Below are 19,153 nucleotides of genomic sequence, written 5' to 3' on the forward strand. Positions count from 1 at the left end.
ATCATGCTCAACCTCCAGATCCCCTCGCAACAGCAAATTCTCGATGATATCGCGCTTTGCCTCGTCTTCTTTACCCGGCTGCCGCTGCCGAGAGCCGACTTCCGTGGCCGCAGCCTTGCCGCTGCGATCTGGGCTGCACCCGTTGCCGGTCTCGCCGTCGCTCTGGTCGGTGCGCTGGTTTACGCCATCGGCACAAGGCTCGGCCTAGCCGCAGGTCCTGTTGCCGCGTTGGCCCTTGCCGCGATCTTGCTCGCTACCGGCTGCCTGCATGAGGACGGGCTTTCGGATGTCGCCGACGGTTTTGGCGGCGGCAAGACACGCGACAGAAAGCTGGAGATCATGCGCGACAGCCGCATCGGTGCCTACGGCGCTTGTGCACTTGCTGTCTCGCTGCTGATCCGCTGGAGCGTACTCTCTGGATTCGCCGGCCCGGCTCATGTCTTCTGGGCTCTCATTGCCGCGCATGCCGCTTCGCGCGGCCTGCTCGGCGCCTTCATGCACCTGCTGCCGCCGGCCCGCAGCGACGGCCTTTCGGCCGAAGCAGGCACCGTCTCGGCTAAAACAGCTGGCATCGGTGCCGTACTCGGTGCGGTCGCGCTGCTGGCGCTTGGGTTCGGCGCTGCCGTTTTCGCGATCATCCTGCTCGGTCTGTTATTCGCCGCCTTCCGCGCGCTTTGCCTCAACCAGATCGGCGGCCAGACCGGCGACACCGTAGGCGCCCTTCAGCAGCTCGGCGAGATCGCAATCCTGCTCGTCGCTTCCGTTTCCCTGTCTTGACTCTGTTTCGGAGATTTTGCCCCCATGCCTTTCAAATCGCTCGATAAACTGCGCACCGCCTGCCTCGACCTGCCCAATGGCAGCGACGCCGCGGCCAACGCCGTCGCCCACCGCCAGGACACGCTGACCAAGCCGCAAGGCAGCCTCGGCCGGCTGGAGACAGTAGCCGCCTGGCTGGCGCGCTGGCAGGGCCGCGACATACCAAAGCTCGACCGCGTCAAGGTTTTCGTCTTTGCCGGCAACCACGGCGTCACCGCGCAAGGCGTGTCGGCCTTCCCGTCGGAGGTCACCGCGCAGATGGTGGCGAATTTCGCCGGCGGCGGCGCCGCCATCAACCAGCTTGCCCGCATCGCCGGCGCGGAGCTGGACGTCATCCCGCTCGACCTCGACCGTCCGACCGGCGACTTCACGCAAGAGCCGGCGATGGACGACGAAGCCTTCCTCGCCGCCGTCTCGGCAGGCTACGACGCGATCAGCAGGGATCTCGACCTTGTATGTTTCGGCGAAATGGGCATCGGCAACACCACGCCGGCGGCGGCCATCTCGACCGCGCTGTTCGGCGGCGGCGCGGAGCGATGGACAGGGCGTGGCACCGGCGTCGACGACGCCGGCCTCGTGCGCAAGATCGTCGCCATCGAGGCCGGCCTGAAGCGCCACGCCCCGGCGCTAGCCGACCCCCTGAAGATAGCGGCAGCCCTCGGCGGCCGCGAGCTCGCGGCGATCCTTGGTGCGACGCTGGCTGCGCGCCACCTAGGCGTCCCGGTGCTGCTCGACGGCTTCGTCTGCACCGCCGCCGCGGCACCCTTGGCAGCGCTGCACCCTGCTGGCCTCGCCCACACTCTGGCAGCCCATGTCTCGGCCGAATCCGGCCACCGCCGCCTGCTCGAGGCGCTGGGCCTGCCGCCCTTGCTCGACCTCGGCATGCGGCTCGGCGAAGGCTCCGGCGCCTGCCTCGCCATCAACATCGTCCGCTCGGCACTCGAATGCCACGCCCGCATGGCAAGCTTTGGCGAGGCTGGGGTGTCTGAGAAGTAATCCAGTTCAACATCGGCCTATGAGCTTGATCCGCAAGAGGTCGCGGCTGGCATTCTGGGACCGCAGCATGGATCCTGGTTCGCAGATCACAGTGACCCGCTAGATTGCCATGAAGGTCAAGTTCAAGCCCGGCCTTGGCAAGCCCGCACATAACACAGCTGTGGCCGGCCGGGCCTGCACATTCTACCGCGCTCTATTGGGACTTACTTACACGCTCGATGCCAACCAACGTGCATATTTCGTCAAGGCAGTGGTCCAAGTTCTGATGAATTTCCGTCCCTGTAAATCGTAAGACGGTCCATCCTTGGCCATACAACCAGCGGTCTCGTTTTGCATCGTGGGTACGCTGGTACTTGGTCTTATGATATTCATGTCCATCGAGTTCGATGGCTATGCGCTTGTCGGGGATCGCAAAGTCCAAGCGATATTTCCCGACAGGATGCTGTGGATATATATGCAGGTCTAGAAAGGCGAGCTCGTAGAACATCTGCTCAAGGGGAGAATCGAAGATATTCGGAGAAAAGGCATGGCGAACGGACGGGTCGCGCGTCAGCATCTTCGAAATAATTTCTTCGCCCTCAAAGACCTCAAAGATCGGAAGAATCAATTCTCCTTCTGCAGAAGCCCTCCCCTCTGAGATATCCACCGCAGGTGTGATATGGCCGGGCGCCTTGGTGTACCACATATCTACGATCCGGCATCCGACGCATGGGCAGTGCGGTGTTGCCCGGCAACCCCGTGATATGACACGCCCATCCACGGTCGGCGAAACATAAGAATGGGTAAAAGTGCCGTCCTCCTCACGTTTGATGATGACAACGGCATCTGGAAATCTGAAAATCTTGTCAAGCTTCTCTTTGTTAATCGTACTCTTGTAAGCCTTGTACTTGTGCTTAAGGCCGAAAAGAAAGGTTTCTCCTTCCTCTGTGAATGAATAAGCCATCAGATTTTCATCCAGAGCCTTCGATCCATCAAGGTCAAGGACCGAGAATTCGGCTTCGCCAATCAGCACTTTTGACGAGAACATCATGCAGCCGATGCAGCCGCAATTCGAGCCGGAACAGCTCTTGGTAAGGACAAAATCACCGAAAATCTCAGAAATTATCACGAAGATTCTTCGCGTCTCTTCCGTATAAACGATGGCATAGTGATCGGGTACCAAGCGTTCTCTTTTCAATGACTAGAAGACAGCAAGCTCGGAAATTGCCATCCGTCTTTCCGTACGTCTAGCCAAGAGAAAAAATTTACTGCTGCTTCGCAGCCGAGCATCAAACCCGCGCCTTATCGCCACAGGCCCGAGACGGGTCAACGCGTCTCGCATTCCAGGGTCTTTTCCACCAAATTTTTGAAATCTTTGGTGGGTGCGCACAGGATTGAACTGTGGACCCGCTGATTAAGAGTCAGCTGCTCTACCAACTGAGCTACGCACCCACTCGGCCGGCAAAACCGGCGTTGGCGGGCATATAGCCGCCGACATCCGCCATGTCCAGCCCCGTGGGATTCATTTCCCGACAAATCGCCGAAGTGCCGAGGTCGTCAAACAAAAAGCCTGCCTTCAGCCACCTTCACCGCATGGCCGCCGATGCGGGCGGCCGCCAGTTTGCCGCCTTCGACATTCAGTTCGAGGCGAATGCGCGAAGGCCGGCCCATCTCCAGCCCCTGCTCGATCCACAGTTGTGAAACGCCGTCGGTCGGGCCGTCGAAATGCATGATCGCGCCAGCGAACGCGGCCGCCGCTGAGCCGGTCGCCGGGTCTTCGTAGGACGGATTGCCGGGCACCATCATGCGGACATGGAAGGCACTGTCATGGTGCACCGTCTCGCGGCAATAGACATAGGGGCTGGCGAAGGCCCATTCGCTCTTGCGTGGTGCGAGCTCCGACCAGGCCTGGTTGTCCAGCCTGATCCGGGCGGCCGCCTCCAGATTGGCGACGGGGATGGTCACGTAGGGCACGCCCGCCGACCAGAACGAAACGCGGTGGTTCTCGAAGCCGATCTCGTGCGGCCCAAGGCCAAGGGCCGCGCCGATCGCCTCGGGATCGGCCGACAATGCCAGCTGCGCCGGCAGTTTCGCCAGGTCGAACTCGGCAAAGGTCGAACCGTCGTGCTTGCTGACAGCGCAGCGCACCGGGCCAATATTCTCCTCGAGCACGAAGATGCCGGCGGCCTCTCCCGCCATTTCGGCGAGCGCTATCGCCGAGCCGACGGTTGGGTGGCCGGCGAACGGCATTTCATAGTCGGGCGTGAAGATACGGATGCGGGCCCGGTGCTTCGGGTTGTCCGGCGGCAGCACGAAGACGGTTTCGGACAGGTTGAACTCGCGCGCCACCGCCTGCATCGCCGCAACGTTGAGCCCGTCACAGTCGAGCACGACGGCCAGCGGATTGCCGGCCAGCCGGTTGGTGGTGAATACGTCGTAAAGCAAGTAATTCCGCGGCTGCATCTCAGTAAGTCCTCTGCCTCATTCCAAACATGAGCGAAATTTAATTTGAATTTTGAACCATAAGGCCTGATTTGTGCACTGATGGGATATCACTGAACATAGGGGTCCGGCGTGGACCAGATTGTCAATCTGCCAAAGACGGAATCCGCCTCCGCCATCGAGACGGCGCTCGGGCTCGACCACCAGGGCCTGAAGACAAAACGTCGCGGTTGGCTTTACGCAGTGTTCGCACTGCTTGCCGTCGCCGCGAGTGTCGTCGGCTACCAGTGGTATGCGGGCTCGCCCGCCAAGATCGAGTATACCACGACACTGGCCGCCATGGCCGACCTTACCGTCGCGGTTTCGGCTACCGGCACGCTGCAGCCTCTCACCCAGGTCGATATTTCCAGCGAACTCTCCGGCGTCGTCCGCTCGGTTTCGGTCAACGAGAACCAGCTGGTGAAGAAGGGCGATGTGCTGGCCGCGCTCGACACCGCAAAGCTGGAGGTGCAGATCGAGCGCGCCCAGGCCTCCGCCAAGGCAGCGGCGGCGAGCGTCGAGGACGCCACCGTGACCCTGGCCGAAAACGAAAAGGCGCTGGTGCGCGCGGCGCAACTGACCAAGCGCGGCATGGCGACGGACCAGTCGCTTGAAGCGGCAACCGCCACGCGCGACCGCTCGAAGGCAGCGCTCGATATCGCCAAAGCCAACCTCGCCATGGCCAATGCCGATCTCAAGGCGCAGCAGACGGATCTTGCCAAGAGCACAATCTACGCTCCGATCGATGGCATCATACTGACGCGCTCGGTCGATCCCGGCCAGACGGTCGCCTCCTCGCTGCAGGCGCCGGTGCTGTTCGTCATCGCTGCGGATTTGAAGAACATGGAATTGAAGGCTGCGGTCGACGAGGCCGATATCGGCGCCGTCAAACCCGGCCAGCATGCGCGCTTCACCGTCGACGCGTTCCCCGAACGGCCATTCGACGCCGAAATCCGCGACATTTCCTATGCCTCGGTCACCACCGACGGTGTCGTTACCTATGATGCAAGGCTCGACGTCGACAATAGCGAGCTTCTGTTGCGGCCCGGCATGACAGCCACCGTCTCGGTCGTCACCAAGCAGGCCAAGAACGTGCTCACCGTGCCATCGATCGCCTTCCGCTACCGGCCGGCGCAAACGGCAGAGCGCGGCTGGAGCCTCACCGACCTGTTCACCGGCCGCATGGGGCGCCCGGGCGGCAACCGCCAGCGCCAGGCGGCGACGAAGCCCAGCGACGGCTCGCGCACGCTTTACGTGCTGGAGAATGGCCGGCCGCATCCGGTCAACGTCAGGGTCGGCTCGACAGATGGCGAACTGACCGAGATCGTTTCCGGCCTGGAGGAAGGCGCGCAAGTCATTACCGCCTCGCAGCAGCGGAGCTGATCGTGGCATCGGGCGCGACCCTCATCGGCTTCGACAAGGTCTGGAAAAGCTATGGCCAGGGCGAGGCCCGGGTGCATGCGCTGGCCGGCGTCGACCTCGCCATCAGGCGCGGCGAATTCGTCGCCATCATGGGCCCGTCCGGTTCGGGCAAATCGACGGCCATGAACATCATTGGCTGCCTCGACACGCCGACCGCTGGGACCTACAGCTTCGAAGGCATCGACGCCGGCCGTCTCGATCGCAACCGCCGCGCCGTGCTGCGCAACCTCTATGTCGGCTTCGTCTTCCAAGGCTACAACCTCTTGCCGCGCACCACGGCCGCCGAGAATGTCGAACTGCCGCTGATCTATCGCGGCGTTGGTGCCCGCGAGCGCCGCGATCTTGCCATGCAGGCGCTTGCCGAGGTCGGCCTTGTCGGCCGCGAGCATCATACGCCGGCCGAGCTCTCCGGCGGCCAGCAGCAGCGCGTGGCCATCGCCCGCGCCATCGTCACCAGGCCGACGCTGCTCGTCGCCGACGAGCCGACCGGCAATCTCGACACCGCCCGCACGCACGAGATCATGGAGCTCCTGACGCAGTTGAACAGCGAGCTCGGCCTGACCATCGCCATGGTCACGCACGAAGCCGATGTTGCCGGCTATGCCCAGCGCACGATCCGTTTCCTCGATGGCCATGTCGCCTCCGACACAGCCAATCTCGAGATGGCCTAAATCATGATCTGGGAAACCGTCCGCCTCTCGCTTCGCTCCATCCGCCGCAACGTGCTGCGCTCGTTCCTGACGCTGCTCGGCATCGTCATCGGCGTTGCCGCCGTCATCGCCATGCTGACCATCGGCTCGGGTACCACCGAAAAGGTCAAGTCCGATATTTCCAAGCTCGGCAGCAATCTGCTCGTCATCCGTTCCGGCCGTCCGGCCGGGCCTGGCGGACCTGGAGGGCTCGACCAGGTGGTCCGGCCTCTTGCCTACAAGGATATCACCGCGCTTGCCGCGCATCTGGACGGCTCGCGCGCCATCTCGCCGGCGTCGCAAAAGCAGGTGCGCGTCATTTTCGGCACCGAAAGCCTGACCTCGGGCGTCACCGGAACCGACAGCGCCTATCTCGATGCCCGCGACTGGAAGCTGGTTTCGGGCCGCCCGTTCAGCGATTCGGAAACCCGCTCGGGCACCGACGTCTGCCTCATCGGCGAGACGGTGCGCCAGCAGTTCTTCGGTGCCGGCGACCCCGAAGGCGAGATCATCCGCGTCAACCGCACCTCCTGCAAGATCATCGGCTTGCTCGAACCGAAGGGCTATACCGGTTTCGGCCAGGACCAGGACAATGTCGTGCTGATGCCGCTCGCCGCCTATCAGCGTCGCATTGCCGGTAATCGCGACATCGACTCGATCTATGTCGCCGCCGACGACCGTACGCCGACTACGGTGCTGCAGCAGCGCGTCGAGGACATCTTGCACGACACACGCCGCATCACGCCCGACCGTGACGATGATTTCTCGATCCGCGACATGACCCAAATCGCCGATGCCATGGCCAGCGCGACCACCACCATGACTGGCATGCTCGGCGCCGTCGCCGGCGTCAGCCTGCTCGTCGGCGGCATCGGCATTATGAACATCATGCTGGTGTCGGTAACCGAACGCACGCGCGAGATCGGCATCAGGCTCGCCATCGGCGCCCATGAAAAGCATATCCTCATCCAGTTTCTGGTCGAGGCAACCGTGCTGTCGCTGCTTGGCGGCATCATCGGCATCCTGATCGGCCTGGCGCTGGCCGGCCTCGCCTCGGTGACGCTGACGATCCCGTTTGCGCCAAGCCCGGCGGTCATCCTGCTTGCGGTCGGCTTCTCCGCGCTGATCGGCATGGTGTTCGGCTTCTTCCCGGCGCTGCGCGGCGCGCGGCTTAACCCGATCGACGCGCTGAGGCATGAATAGGCATTGCAGCAAGTGTCGCCTCCAGACGCTGCCAATTTTTTATGCAACCTGCCCTTGTCGCAGCACATTCTGCAATGATAACAATGCTGTTGGGGATTAAGGGGGGAACAATGGATGAGCAAGAAAGCGCGACTGGCTTTGGCGATTGTGATCGTCGAAGCCGCCTTGGCAGGGCTTTGGTGGAATTTGATCCTTTATGGGATGGAGAATCCCGATCGCGTCACCGCTGACTTCCAGCAGGTAATTGGGCAGACGATGGGAACGGCGATGGGCGCGCTCCTGGGTCTCGGCGTGCTGTTGTATTTTGTCGCTGCCCGCAACGACCGCAAGGCTATTGAAGGTAGGCTACGACGTTAGAGTTGGAAACCTTGCTCGCTCGCAAAGTGCCATTCGATCAGCGGTCTCATATGCGGCATCAGCCCGTCCGGCAGGTCGGCTGCATTGCGGATGATTACGGGGCCTTCGATTTCAGGCTCTGACTCGGCCGCGACGAAAGCGCTGATCCGCTGTGCCAGGTCGTCGGCGGAGGCCGTCTCGCGGTAGCGGCGAAAGATCACCGTGCCGCTTGCCGTCGACAGGGCGTAATGGCGCCTGCCGCGTGTCGCGCCTGACAGGTCGAGACCGGTCTCTTCGCGCACCTCGCGGATCATGTTGAAGTCGACGTCGACAAGGCCGTCGCGGAAATCGGTTGGCTCGAACGAACCGGCGGCGAAGTAGATGCGGCCGGCATTGACCGTATGCGGCGCCATGCGGATCGCCACAAGCGCATTGTCGCCGGCGACCAGCATGGCATGGGCATAGGCGTGCTCGGCCCCGGCCACCTGTCGATTGCCGCGCCAAAGCATGAAGGTCGAATATCGCACCGCATGGCAGCGGCCAACGAGGCGATTGTCGCGATAGCTGAGAGCAGAAAGCAGCACCACGGTGCCGTCGAAAAGCGCCGGCTTGGCCGCGGTCTCACGCCGCCAGTTCTCGGCGATCGCGTCGGCATGATCGCGCTCGAACGGATGCGGGCCGGAATCGAGCCTGACGTCGATGGCATCGACCGGCAGGATGACGTTGCGCGGCAGATCGAAACTCACGCCTGTCTCACACCATGTCGAGGGCAATTGCTACCGGGCAATGGTCGGATGCCTTCGGCCGGTCCCACCCGGCACGCGGGAAGCGCTCGACCTCCTGGCCCGCTGGAAATATGGTGCGCCAAGGCTGACCGTTGCGGATGATATCGGGAACCGCGGTGGCGTTCTGCCTGGCCAGCGCGCTCGACAAAAGGATGTAGTCGAGCTGGCAGAGATGCCGCTCTTCCGGTCCGCGCGTGTGATAGAAAGTCCAGCGGTCCATTTCCGGCCGCCGCTCGACCGCGTTTTCGCAAAAACCGCCGGCAGTGAGCACATCGATGCAGGACCGGGTCTCGTCGATCACCTCGAAGCGATAGCCGTCGAAAACATCGCCAGTGATCTTCACGCGCTGCCGGTAGTCGTTCATATCGCCGCAGATTGCCCAGCGCTTGTCGGCGGCATGGTCCGTGCCGAAGCGCTCCTCGATGATCCGGCGCACTGCTTGAGCTTCGGCGATGCGCAGCGGCATTGTCGCTTCACGGCCGTCGAGGCCGTTGCGGGGCGAGCCCATCGACTTGAAATGAACGAGGTAGAGCGTCAACGGCGCGCCAGCCACCGTCAGATCGATTTCCAGGCAGTCGCGCCGGAAGATGCGCTCATTGGCCTGATACCCAAGCGCTGCCAATTCCGGCGTGTGCAGGCCGAATTGCTCGAACGTGACATAGGCGTAGCTGGTCATGCGCACGAATTCGATCGGCTGGCCCTGCGCGGTCTCGTTGCGCATCATCACGGCGACGTCGATGCCGCGCGAATCATTGCCGGCGGTGGTGTATTTCTGCCGGTAGCCTTGCCCCACCATCTTGAACAAATAGCCATATTCGAAGGCCCTCAGCGCCTCGATATTGTCGACCTCCTGCATGCAGATGATGTCGGCGCGGGTGGCCGCGATCGCCAGCGCCGTCAACTGCCGCGTGTCGTCGGACTGCGCGATGGCCCGCGCCTGCTCGAGCATCTTGTATTCGGCCTCGCTCTGGATGTCGAAAAGCGCCAGCGTGCGATCTTCGTTGAGCTGATTGCGGTATCCGGAATAATCAAACCTGTTCATCAGGTTTTCGACGTTGAAGGTGGCAAGGCGCAGCGACATGGCTTTGACCTTTGCCCGCAAGCGCGCCCGAAAACAAGGGCGCAGAAATCAGGCGGCTCTGATTGATCGCGCGCTCGTTATGGTTGACGGAACCTTTTTGTTCATCTTCCGTTCAGATGGAAAGTTCCATCAATAGGCCCTTCCCCGGGGTATTCTGGGCGTGGGGCCTGAATCTTCGGAGAGTGCGATGAAACCGCTCTTTTTATCTTCCGCCAGATCCGGGCTGATGGCCCTCGGTCTGATCGCCGGCCTCTCGGCCCCGTCGCTTGCCGGGCCGATGCCCAAACCTCTGCTGCCGGTGGCGGGCAATGCCGCCGACATCGTGCAAATTCGTGAAGATTGGGCAGGCGGCAATGACAGGCAGATCTGGCGTTGGCGCAATCACGGCGTTCGGCAATGGCGCGGCGACGATGGTTGGAGATGGCGGTCCAACAATTTCCGCGGCCGTCATTTCTCGAGACACTGGGACAATGGCGGCTGGAATGACAACTGGCGTTGGCGCCATCACCGCCGCCATTACCGCGGCGGTTATTACGATGATGGTGCCGGCGCCGCGATTCTTGGGCTGGGCCTGGGGTTTGGCCTCGGCAGCCTATACAACAATTACAACTACTACGATGCGCCCGCACCGCGGCGCTACTACCGGACACAGCGGCTTTCCAGCGCGCATGTCCAATGGTGCTACAATCGCTACCGGTCGTACCGCGCCTGGGACAACACGTTCCAGCCCTATAACGGGCCGCGCCAGCAATGCTACTCGCCCTATAGCTGAGCAGGCCGGTAATAATATCGTCTGGCGCCGCGCGTTGCGGCGCCGATTTTTTCTTACGGCCAGCAACCGCGAAAAATCGCCAGCCTCCACTGGTGATAACGTTATTTTTATCAGGCAGGTCTAATAATCCTCCCGATCAGAACGCCCGAGACGCGAAGATGGCTGGATTGCGTGCGATGGCCGAGGACGAACAGAGGGACAAACACCGGCAGCGCGTCTTGAAGGGCGCGGCGATCCTGACCGGCATGACCAACTCCGAGGTCACATGCACACTGCGCAACATGCATGCGGGCGGTGCCGAATTAAAGGTCTCGATCGACGCGCGCGTGCCCGATGAGTTCCTGCTCTATGTTCCGACCGACGGCATTGCCTACAAGGCGGTGGTTCGCTGGCGCCGCGAGGACCGAATTGGGGTGATGTTCACCGGCACCGAACCAAAGCCCAGCTGGCACTACGGCTGAGATCCCGGCGCTATCCGGGTGGCAGGACTCGCAGTGTCTGCTCGTCAAACAGCGGCTCATCCTGGCCGACGCGAACGAATAGAAGCTTTCGCAGTTCGGGTGATTGCACCTCGAAATACTGAATGCCGTCCGGGGCTTCGCCCCATTCGCCGCACGGCGGTTCGCCGACCTCGTCAGGGTCGGCAACGGCTTTCAATTCACTGAGATAAACGGCATCGGGACTGAAGACATACCGCAGGGTGCCCGTGGGCGTGACCCCTTCGGTGTAAGGCATGAACACGCAACGTGTGCTGACAGCCTTCTCGGTCTTCTGCGAGTATATGCGCTGTAATGCAGCATCGGCGGCCTCGCCAGGCAGCATATCGAAGACTTCGACGACGGGATCGGCCGGCCCGCCGTCGCTGTATTTGATGGCAAGAGCATTGCCGCCAAGCTCGAAATGAATCCGGCGAAAACCGAAATCGCAGCGCTGCACCCAGGCAGCCAGCCCGACATCCTTGTCCGCCAGCCGTTCCCAAGCGCATTTGTCGAGAGGCGGACGCGACGGTTTGCTTTGGTCGGCACGAGCGCCGGTTGCCATGGCCATAAGGACCGGCAGGGCGAAGATGCAGGCCGGCAGTCTCTTGCTATTCATCGCTACAACCCGTCAAGCTAAAGGCGTCCCAGGCTGAACCATCGGGATTGGCTTTGGCGAAATCGGGCCATTCGGTAAAAATCGCGCCGAAGTCAGGCAACAGCAACCCTGCCGGCGCCGGCGAGGCTTCGCGGGAACTCAACTGCTCGGCACCGCCTGCATTGAACGCATAGACCTGCCCATCCCACACTCTGCACAGCCCGGTGCCGTCCTCGAGACCAGCCTCACGATCGTCGTCGGTGCAGGTGTGCCGGATCGTGCCCACAGGAAACGAGTACTTGCCATTGGTCCAGGTAATGTCCGACGGCAGACGAATGTCGGTGTTGGGCACGATCAACGAAAAGACCTCGGTCGTCAGCGCGGCCGGCTCATTGTTGGTTGGCCGGAACTGTATCGTCGCTCCCGAACGCGGCTCGCGATAGGTCGCATGGCTGAGCGAACATTCTGTTGCGTTCGCTGCTTGCAACAGGCTCAGCATGCTCAGAAAAATAGCTGCTGCTTTGTGGATGATCATTTAAGTCCCTTGGAGCAGCATCATTGTGAAGTCTGAGCATCGATGCTTTAGCATGGCCCAAGGCCACGTCGAAAAGAAGAATCGATCATGCGAAATCTCTTGATGCTCATTTCGATCCTAGCATTTTCGTGCGGCCACGCCTTCGCCGCGGAACAGTATGTGGGCATATGGTCCGGGAACAGATCGAACTGTACCGCCGTTGCGGATGTTCAACGCCAGACTGTCTACACATTATACCGCGACGCGCTGTCGGTCCCTGCTCTCGGCTGCGAATACGCAACGTTCCTCAAGACGCCCACGGGCTGGGTGGCGCGGGCCAGCCAATGCTACGGATCCGACCCGTCGGCCGAAGAGCCGTTCTCCCGTGTCATCCATATTGTGGTCGACGGGGCGACGTTGAGACTGACATGGCCGGGCTTCGACAGCGGAGTTCTTGTCAGGTGCTGACGACAAGTGTCCTCTTCCTCTGGATCTACAGCGTCTAGGACGGCAGCTTCAGCATTAGATCACCCCGACAAGCAGCGCGGCTCCACCTATCAAGCCAACGGCGCAGACCCACAGGAGCCAAAGCCCGCTCACCCTGCATTCGAGAACCGCTGCAACTGGGTTGTCGGGATCGTAGTGGACCTCAACCCTGTCGCCCTGAAGATAGCGCTGTGATTGACCGCTGACGAGGCTCGGCAGCGAAGCCGTCACGTTTGCGCCGAAAGCGATGCGATCGGCGGCGTAGCGCTGGCCGGCGACGCTATAGCTATAGACGATGCGGGATTTGAAGACTGTTCGCCAGGGCCGATAGCCGCCTCCGGACCTGTCGCGGGTCTCGAATTTCTGCAGGCCCGAAGCATCGATGCGTCCTGCCGTGATCGGCCATTTGGCCGCCTGTTCCGCAAGTGACTTCTGGGCAAAGCCCATGCGCAGGACAAACAATCCCATGAAAAGCAGCAGGGCCGCGGCGCCGAGGTTCTGCGGCCTGGGCAAAAACGGCCGGATCGCTTCGAGGACGCCGCCGACGGAGAAGACCAATACAAGCGCGCCGACCACCAGCCCGGCCGAAAGCTGGACCATGAACTTGAAGGAGCCGTCGGGCATGGTGCGTTCGATCACGGCCTTGGCCGGATCGGCCGGATTGTAGAAGACGGTTACGCCGGCCCCGTTTGGAAATTTCGCAAGGGTTTCCGCCACGGCAAAGTTTCCAAGGTTCTCCTGCACGCTGTAGTGCGAACTGCGAAATGTCTTGCCGTTCACCTTGTATTCGAAGGTGATTGCCGGGAAGTTGCGGATTTCGGTCGACCCTCTGCTGTCCGAACCGGATCCCGAACTGGTCACCTCGCGAGCCTCGACCCGCGACGAGATGATCTTTCCCGGCGTCGGAGACCAGCGGCTGACCGCCCTCACCTCCCACCATTTCAGCAAGGTGACGAGGGAGAGCATGCCGGCAACCGCGCAGGCAAACCCGACCAACAGAAATTTGAGTTCCAACGCTCACCCCCTTGGCACTTTTGTGCCATGCCCCGCACAGGCATATCACGGTGATGAGGATAGTGCGCCTGTGCAGAAGCCTAGAAACCACACAATCTTGATGCGAAAAGGCCGGCGGATCGCTCCGCCGGCCTTTCTTGATCGGCAATGAAATTGCGATCAGTTCTTGGCCTTGTCGACCAGCTTGTTCATGGAAATTCCCACGCGCCCGCAGGGCGAAGCCCGAGGACGGGTAACGAAACGAACGTGGATTTCCTTCAGTTCTTGGCCTTATCAACCAGCTTGTTCTTCGAGATCCACGGCATCATCGCGCGCAGCTTGGCGCCGACTTCCTCGATCTGGTGGCTGTCGTTGTTGCGGCGGATGCCCTTGAAGCGCGACATGCCGGCGCGGTATTCCTGCATCCATTCCGAGGTGAACTTGCCGGTCTGGATATCCTTCAGAACGCGCTTCATCTCGGCCTTGGTCTCGGCAGTGATGATGCGCGGGCCCGAGACATATTCGCCCCATTCGGCGGTGTTCGAGATCGAGTAGTTCATGTTGGCGATGCCGCCTTCATAGATCAGGTCGACGATCAATTTGACCTCGTGCAGGCACTCGAAATAGGCCATTTCCGGCGCGTAGCCGGCTTCCACCAGTGTCTCGAAGCCGGCGCGGATCAATTCGACCAGGCCGCCGCACAGCACCACCTGCTCGCCGAACAGGTCGGTCTCGCACTCCTCGCGGAAATTGGTCTCGATAATGCCCGAGCGGCCGCCGCCAACGCCGCAGGCGTAGGAGAGCGCCAGGTCGAGCGCATTGCCCGAAGCGTCCTGGTTGACCGCGACCAGGCACGGCACGCCACCGCCCTTCTGGTATTCGCCGCGCACCGTATGGCCAGGCCCCTTCGGCGCGATCATCACGACGTCGACCGAAGCTTTGGGCTCGATCAGGCCAAAATGCACGTTGAGGCCGTGGGCGAAGGCGATTGCCGCGCCATCGCGGATGTTTGGCGCGATCTCGGATTTGTAGATGTCGGCCTGCAGCTCATCCGGCGTCGCCATCATCATCAGGTCGGCCCATTTGGCGGCATCGGCTACGCTCATCACCTTGAGCCCGTCGGCCTCGACCTTCTTGGCGGTCGCCGAGCCGGCCTTGAGGCCGATGGCGATGTCCTTGACGCCGGAATCCTTGAGGTTGAGCGCATGCGCCCTGCCTTGGCTGCCATAGCCGATGATAGCGACCTTCTTGCCCTTGATCAGGTTGAGATCGGCGTCGCGATCGTAATAGACACGCATTTTTCTTCCTTCCCGTTTTGAACCAGAGCATGATGCCGAAAAGTGTGAAGCGGTTTTCGGACGACATCATGCTCCATCTTTTAGTGTAGAGCCGGATTCAGATTTCAGGTCGATTTGACCTGAAATCATCCGGCTCTATGGGCCCTGCGGCCCGGTTTTTGCCCCGAAAAGAGCGAGAAACTGCTGCGTCGCCCGGACGGCATCGCCGCCGATCGCCACATCAGTCAATTCCAGCCGGTCGCCAAGCAGCAAGCGGATCTGCACGTCACGGGCGACCAGCCCGAAAAAGGTGCGGAACGCCGTCTCCGCGTCCGAAAATTCAAGGAACCCGGCCTGTCTCCCGGCCTCCAGCACCGGCTTGAGGCGCTTGGCCAGTGCGAAGCGGCCGTTCTCCAGCACGATGGCGCCGAGATCGTCCTTCCCCGAACTAGCATGGCCGACCGCCACCCTGTTCAGCGCGATCGAGGTGTCGCTCGAAATTACCTTGAGCCAGTCCGAAGCGAAGCGTTCGAGGCTCGCCGTCAGCGAAGGGAGGTCGAGCCCCTTGCGGTCGACCGGCACTATCCGCACCTTGGACGCCTGCCATTGTACCGTTGCCGTCAACAGCCCGTCGCGATCGCCGAACCATTTGTAGAGCGTCTCCTTCGAGCAGCTCGCCCGCCGCGCCACGGCGGTCATGGTCAACTGATCGCCCTCTTCGACCAGCAGGCGAAGGGCGGCGTCGAGCACGTCCTTCTGCCGCTCCGTCAGCGCCTCGCTGGTGTCGATGTCGGTCACAGCGTGCAACACAGTTTTTCCTCAGGAGGCAAACTCACCCGCAGTTCAGATACGAGCTCGATGGCGTACCGTACGTTACGGTTCGGATTTATGGCGTATTGCCCGACCCGACGCAAGCCTTTATTTCTGTTTGCTCCATGCGGGGCATCACGGGAGACACGGATCATGCTCGCCGGATTGCTTGCCTTGACCGTTGCCGCAGTGTTCGCTGGCGCGGCTATCTACGTCAGCGTCGCCGAGCAGCCGGCGCGGCTTCGCCTCGATGACAAGGCATTGCTGCAGGAATGGCAGCCTTCCTACAAGCGCGGCGCCGCCATGCAGGCCTCGATCGCCGTCATCGCCTGTATTCTGGGCCTCGTCGCCTGGTGGCTGACCGGCAATCTCGCTTATCTGGTCGGTGCCTTGCTGATCATCCTGCCTTGGCCATGGACGCTGCTGGTGATGATGCCGGCAAGTAGGTTGCTGGAGGCGATGGACGCGAACTCCGTCAATCCTGAAGCTCGGACATTGATCGCCAAATGGGGCAATCTGCATCTGGTCCGCGTCGGGCTTGGCGTTCTGGCGACGTTGGCATTCCTCTTGGGCAGTGCCTGACCTCGCCAATCGGTGCCATCTTCGTCATGAAGGCGTGTCACTCCAGGGCGGGCGGATCTCGCAGGCGCCCAAGCAGAGCTGACAGCGCGTCGAGCTCATCATTGGAAAGCCGGGAGCCGACCAACTCCGCGATCGACCGGCCGTAGACAGCCCACATGCGGCGGCGCGTCTCGCGTCCCTTGTCTGTGACGCGGACTGTTTGCCCGCGGCCGTCATCGGCAACTGGAAGCTTCTCGACCTGCGCGTCGGCTTCGAGCCGCGCCAGCAGCCGGGAGATGTTGTACTGCGCAAACAGGGTGCGCTCGGTGAGTTGGAACGGCCGCAATCCGCCCTCGCCCGCCTCGGCAAGCTCATGCAGGACGTCGTACCAGGCAAGCGGCGGCAGGCCACTGTCCTTCAGCGCGTCCTCGGCTCGTTCCAACAACTGGCGCGAAACCCGCATCAGGCGGGCCCAGGCCTTGATGGCTGGAGGTGAAGGAATCCCGGTCATGATTGCATCGTAGGTGATAGATGCAATTGCATCAAGCTTGACGATCGATGCAAATGCATCTATATAGATGCAATCGCATCAATCATGAGAGGCAATTCCGATGAAGCATGAAATCTGCAAGATCGCCGACATTCCGGAAACAGGCAGCCTGATCGCTCCGTTCTTCGGCCGCGAGGTCCATGTCTACCGCAGCGGCGAGCGTATCCGCGCCGCCGCCAACGTCTGCCTGCATTTCGGTGGCCCGCTCGACTGCAAGGACGGCAAGCTCGTCTGCCAGTGGCACGGCGCCTCGTTCGACATGGCGAACGGTGATCGCCTCGAAGGCCCGGCGCGGAAGGGCTCCCGCCTGATGTTTCTCTCCACCCGCGTCGAGGACGGTGCCTTGAACTATGTCTGGGGGGAGTGAGATGACCGACAAGCTCACTCTCGTCAGCCATCATCTTTGCCCCTATGTGCAGCGCGCGGCGATTTCACTTCGCGAAAAGGGCGTGCCGTTCGAACGCATCACGGTCGATCTCGCCAACAAGCCTGCCTGGTTCAAGGCGATATCACCGCTCGGCAAGGTGCCGCTGCTCCGCGTTGAGCATGACGGCCAGGAAACGGTGATCTTCGAATCGCTCGTCATCCTCGAATTCCTCGAGGAAACCCAGCCCAATCCGCTGCATCCCACCGACCCCTATGCCCGTGCCCGGCATCGCGCCTGGATCGAGTTCGGCTCAGCAATCCTCAATGCCATCGGCCGCTTCTATTCAGCACTCACCGAAGCCGCCTTCATCGCCGAACGCGGGGCTCTGGCAGCAATGTTCGATCGCCTGGAAGTGGAACTGGCGAACGGCGCGGCTGGACCATGCTTCGACCGCGAGCGTTTTTCACTGGTCGACGCGGTCTACGGGCCGATTTTCCGTTATTTCGAGGTCTTTGACCGGATCGGCGATTTCGGCATCCTGGACGGAAAACCGCATATCCAGGCCTGGCGCAAGGCATTGCACGAACGCCCATCCGTAAAGGACGCGGTCGCTCCCGATCATGCGCAACGCCTCCATGCATTCTTGCAGGCTAAGGGTTCGCACCTTTCGGAAATCATCCGCCAAAACGATCCGGCCACAGCGCTTCCGCAAGCCCGATCGGCTTGAATGGATTGAGCACCGTTCCTGTAACCATGGAAGCAAGAAACTGCGGCGCCGGCGGGACTTTTGCCAGCGTCGCCACCAGCCTGTCGCGGACGAACGGCATCACAATTGAATCCGATTGATAAAACGGCGTCAGCACCAGCGACAGCGCCTGGAAGACCCGCACATGCCATCGCCGCGCCCCGACATAGGCCCCCAGCGCAGTATCGATACGGTCCGTTCCTATGAGCGCGTAGTTGAGCGCAGCTGCATCGAGCAGCGCCATGTTCGCGCCCTGCCCGAGTTGCGGGCTTGTCGAATGGGCCGCGTCGCCGATAACGGCCAATCGCCGTCCGGCTGGCGTCTTCATCGTGTGATGGCCATAGCGCGCCAGCGAAAGCTGGTCGAAACTGTCGATCTGGTCGGTGAATGCCGCGCATGCAGGCCACAGCCCGGCCAATCTCGCCTTCCATGCATCGAGACCTGCCGCCCATACGCACTCGGCATCCGCCGGCTTCAGGCTCCAGAAGAATGCCGCCATCTTCCCGGCACCGGGCTCAGGCCGGCCGATCGGCAGCACGCCGATCATCACGCTCGCTTTGTCGTAGCGCTGCAGCAGGGCGTGCTCGTCGAAACCCTCGCCGCGCCAGCCGAGCGATGCCCAGAACGCGCCATAGGCGAGCGATCGCGGTTCGCCCGGATTGGTTACGCACCGCCGCAGTTTGGAGCGCGAACCGCTGGCATCCACTACCAGGTCGAACGACCCTATCCGTCGTCCGTTGCCGCAGATCAATGTTGCCCGTTCGCCGGTTTCCAGCGTCTTGAGCTCGATACCTGTCTCGATGGTGATCGCCTGGCGCCGGGCGGCGCGGAAAAGCACGCCGAACAGAGCCGCGCGGTGCACCGCCAGCCCGAAGCGACCGCCGCGCTGGGCATCATAACGGACATCCAGCACGGTGCGGCCAGTTCTGGCGTCTGCACCATGCAGGCGGTCTATGCGGCTGCCCAGCGCCAGAATGTCGTCGAGCAGGCCGAGATCGGCAAGCACCGTCAGCCCGGTCGGCTGCAGGATCAGCCCGGACCCGACCGGCTTTGGCTGGTCGAAGCGCTCGAAGATGGTGACCCTATGTTCGGCGCGCGTGAGATAGAGCGCGGCGGCACGTCCAGCCGGCCCGGCGCCGGCAATCGCGATGTCCAGAGAATTGCCCATCTGCCCGACCCAACCCAGGCCGGACAATCCTTCAGCGCTGTCGCTAAA

General features: G+C 61.9%; 23 protein-coding genes and 1 tRNA gene. 12 read left to right on the plus strand and 12 right to left on the minus strand.

Going from position 1 to position 19,153, the window contains the following annotated elements; genetic code table 11:
• Positions 1–3: 3 nt before the first annotated feature.
• Entirely contained in the window at positions 4–777 is a 774-nt protein-coding gene (gene cobS / locus NKI17_RS17460; RefSeq protein ID WP_352570400.1) for an adenosylcobinamide-GDP ribazoletransferase, read from the plus strand.
• Between the two features lie 24 nt (positions 778–801).
• A complete protein-coding gene (cobT, locus tag NKI17_RS17465) occupies positions 802–1,812 on the plus strand; it encodes a nicotinate-nucleotide--dimethylbenzimidazole phosphoribosyltransferase (protein ID WP_352906416.1) in 1,011 nt (336 codons plus the stop codon).
• Between the two features lie 193 nt (positions 1,813–2,005).
• On the opposite strand, the gene NKI17_RS17470 is transcribed toward cobT, so the two are convergent.
• From NKI17_RS17470 to NKI17_RS17480, 3 genes are all read right to left on the minus strand, one after another.
• A complete protein-coding gene (locus NKI17_RS17470; protein WP_352906418.1) occupies positions 2,006–2,974 on the minus strand; it encodes an endonuclease domain-containing protein in 969 nt (322 codons plus the stop codon).
• A gap of 193 nt (positions 2,975–3,167) precedes the next feature.
• Positions 3,168–3,243: transfer RNA gene (locus tag NKI17_RS17475), tRNA-Lys, on the minus strand.
• A 105-nt stretch (positions 3,244–3,348) separates the two neighbouring features.
• The gene (locus NKI17_RS17480) at positions 3,349–4,254 is read right to left on the minus strand and encodes a PhzF family phenazine biosynthesis protein (RefSeq protein ID WP_352854840.1); all 906 of its coding nucleotides are present in this window, start codon (positions 4,252–4,254) and stop codon (positions 3,349–3,351) included.
• Between the two features lie 111 nt (positions 4,255–4,365).
• Here NKI17_RS17480 and NKI17_RS17485 point away from each other — a divergent pair, with 111 nt between their 5' ends.
• From NKI17_RS17485 to NKI17_RS17500, 4 genes are all read left to right on the plus strand, one after another.
• Entirely contained in the window at positions 4,366–5,655 is a 1,290-nt protein-coding gene (locus NKI17_RS17485) for an efflux RND transporter periplasmic adaptor subunit (RefSeq protein WP_352854841.1), read from the plus strand.
• Between the two features lie 2 nt (positions 5,656–5,657).
• Positions 5,658–6,365: an ABC transporter ATP-binding protein gene (locus NKI17_RS17490; RefSeq protein WP_352570407.1), complete on the plus strand. Its 708-nt coding sequence runs from the start codon at positions 5,658–5,660 to the stop codon at positions 6,363–6,365.
• A gap of 3 nt (positions 6,366–6,368) precedes the next feature.
• The gene (locus NKI17_RS17495) at positions 6,369–7,586 is read left to right on the plus strand and encodes an ABC transporter permease (protein ID WP_352570408.1); all 1,218 of its coding nucleotides are present in this window, start codon (positions 6,369–6,371) and stop codon (positions 7,584–7,586) included.
• A 114-nt stretch (positions 7,587–7,700) separates the two neighbouring features.
• Positions 7,701–7,943 (plus strand): hypothetical protein, encoded by a 243-nt coding sequence (locus tag NKI17_RS17500; RefSeq protein ID WP_023720771.1) that lies wholly within the window; start codon positions 7,701–7,703, stop codon positions 7,941–7,943.
• Here the strand turns inward: NKI17_RS17500 and NKI17_RS17505 are convergent.
• Together NKI17_RS17505 and NKI17_RS17510 are read right to left on the minus strand one after the other, a co-directional pair.
• Positions 7,940–8,668, minus strand: coding sequence for a hypothetical protein (locus tag NKI17_RS17505; protein ID WP_352570409.1), 729 nt, complete (start codon positions 8,666–8,668; stop codon positions 7,940–7,942). The genes NKI17_RS17500 and NKI17_RS17505 overlap by 4 nt on opposite strands.
• Before the next feature lie 7 nt (positions 8,669–8,675).
• Positions 8,676–9,788, minus strand: a complete 1,113-nt coding sequence (locus tag NKI17_RS17510; RefSeq protein ID WP_352570410.1) for an endonuclease/exonuclease/phosphatase family protein — start codon at positions 9,786–9,788, stop codon at positions 8,676–8,678.
• On the opposite strand from NKI17_RS17510, the gene NKI17_RS17515 reads away from it, so the two are divergent.
• The 3 genes from NKI17_RS17515 to NKI17_RS17525 all read left to right on the plus strand — a co-directional run bounded on the left by NKI17_RS17515 (position 9,787) and on the right by NKI17_RS17525 (position 11,021).
• Entirely contained in the window at positions 9,787–9,924 is a 138-nt protein-coding gene (locus NKI17_RS17515; protein ID WP_352570411.1) for a hypothetical protein, read from the plus strand. The genes NKI17_RS17510 and NKI17_RS17515 overlap by 2 nt on opposite strands.
• A gap of 51 nt (positions 9,925–9,975) precedes the next feature.
• A complete protein-coding gene (locus NKI17_RS17520; protein ID WP_352570412.1) occupies positions 9,976–10,560 on the plus strand; it encodes a BA14K family protein in 585 nt (194 codons plus the stop codon).
• 176 nt (positions 10,561–10,736) lie between these two features.
• Complete coding sequence (locus NKI17_RS17525; RefSeq protein WP_352570507.1) at positions 10,737–11,021, plus strand: PilZ domain-containing protein; 285 nt, start codon at positions 10,737–10,739, stop codon at positions 11,019–11,021.
• Positions 11,022–11,031: 10 nt separating this feature from the next.
• Here NKI17_RS17525 and NKI17_RS17530 read toward each other — a convergent pair whose 3' ends face one another.
• From NKI17_RS17530 to NKI17_RS17550, 5 genes are all read right to left on the minus strand, one after another.
• Positions 11,032–11,655, minus strand: a complete 624-nt coding sequence (locus tag NKI17_RS17530; protein ID WP_352906419.1) for a hypothetical protein — start codon at positions 11,653–11,655, stop codon at positions 11,032–11,034.
• Entirely contained in the window at positions 11,648–12,169 is a 522-nt protein-coding gene (locus tag NKI17_RS17535; RefSeq protein WP_023676659.1) for a hypothetical protein, read from the minus strand. The genes NKI17_RS17530 and NKI17_RS17535 overlap by 8 nt, the downstream gene beginning before the upstream one ends.
• 501 nt (positions 12,170–12,670) lie before the next feature.
• Entirely contained in the window at positions 12,671–13,648 is a 978-nt protein-coding gene (locus NKI17_RS17540) for a DUF3592 domain-containing protein (protein ID WP_352755804.1), read from the minus strand.
• Between the two features lie 257 nt (positions 13,649–13,905).
• Positions 13,906–14,925, minus strand: a complete 1,020-nt coding sequence (gene ilvC / locus NKI17_RS17545) for a ketol-acid reductoisomerase (protein ID WP_023676662.1) — start codon at positions 14,923–14,925, stop codon at positions 13,906–13,908.
• A 135-nt stretch (positions 14,926–15,060) separates the two neighbouring features.
• Positions 15,061–15,714 (minus strand): TetR/AcrR family transcriptional regulator, encoded by a 654-nt coding sequence (locus tag NKI17_RS17550; RefSeq protein ID WP_352570415.1) that lies wholly within the window; start codon positions 15,712–15,714, stop codon positions 15,061–15,063.
• A gap of 153 nt (positions 15,715–15,867) precedes the next feature.
• Between NKI17_RS17550 and NKI17_RS17555 the strand changes: the two genes are divergently transcribed.
• Positions 15,868–16,296, plus strand: coding sequence for an anthrone oxygenase family protein (locus NKI17_RS17555; RefSeq protein WP_352755802.1), 429 nt, complete (start codon positions 15,868–15,870; stop codon positions 16,294–16,296).
• A gap of 37 nt (positions 16,297–16,333) precedes the next feature.
• Here NKI17_RS17555 and NKI17_RS17560 read toward each other — a convergent pair whose 3' ends face one another.
• Entirely contained in the window at positions 16,334–16,786 is a 453-nt protein-coding gene (locus tag NKI17_RS17560; RefSeq protein ID WP_352906421.1) for a MarR family winged helix-turn-helix transcriptional regulator, read from the minus strand.
• A gap of 100 nt (positions 16,787–16,886) precedes the next feature.
• On the opposite strand from NKI17_RS17560, the gene NKI17_RS17565 reads away from it, so the two are divergent.
• Both NKI17_RS17565 and NKI17_RS17570 read left to right on the plus strand, forming a co-directional pair.
• Positions 16,887–17,192 carry a Rieske (2Fe-2S) protein gene (locus NKI17_RS17565; RefSeq protein WP_352570416.1) on the plus strand — a complete coding sequence of 102 codons (306 nt, stop codon included), beginning with the start codon at positions 16,887–16,889 and terminating at the stop codon, positions 17,190–17,192.
• 1 nt (position 17,193) lies between these two features.
• Positions 17,194–17,919: a glutathione S-transferase family protein gene (locus NKI17_RS17570; RefSeq protein ID WP_352570418.1), complete on the plus strand. Its 726-nt coding sequence runs from the start codon at positions 17,194–17,196 to the stop codon at positions 17,917–17,919.
• On the opposite strand, the gene NKI17_RS17575 is transcribed toward NKI17_RS17570, so the two are convergent.
• The gene (locus NKI17_RS17575) at positions 17,867–19,105 is read right to left on the minus strand and encodes an FAD-dependent oxidoreductase (protein WP_352906423.1); all 1,239 of its coding nucleotides are present in this window, start codon (positions 19,103–19,105) and stop codon (positions 17,867–17,869) included. The genes NKI17_RS17570 and NKI17_RS17575 overlap by 53 nt on opposite strands.
• Positions 19,106–19,153: the final 48 nt, after the last annotated feature.

The sequence above is a fragment of the Mesorhizobium sp. M0816 genome (assembly GCF_040320005.1).
Lineage (GTDB): Bacteria > Pseudomonadota > Alphaproteobacteria > Rhizobiales > Rhizobiaceae > Mesorhizobium.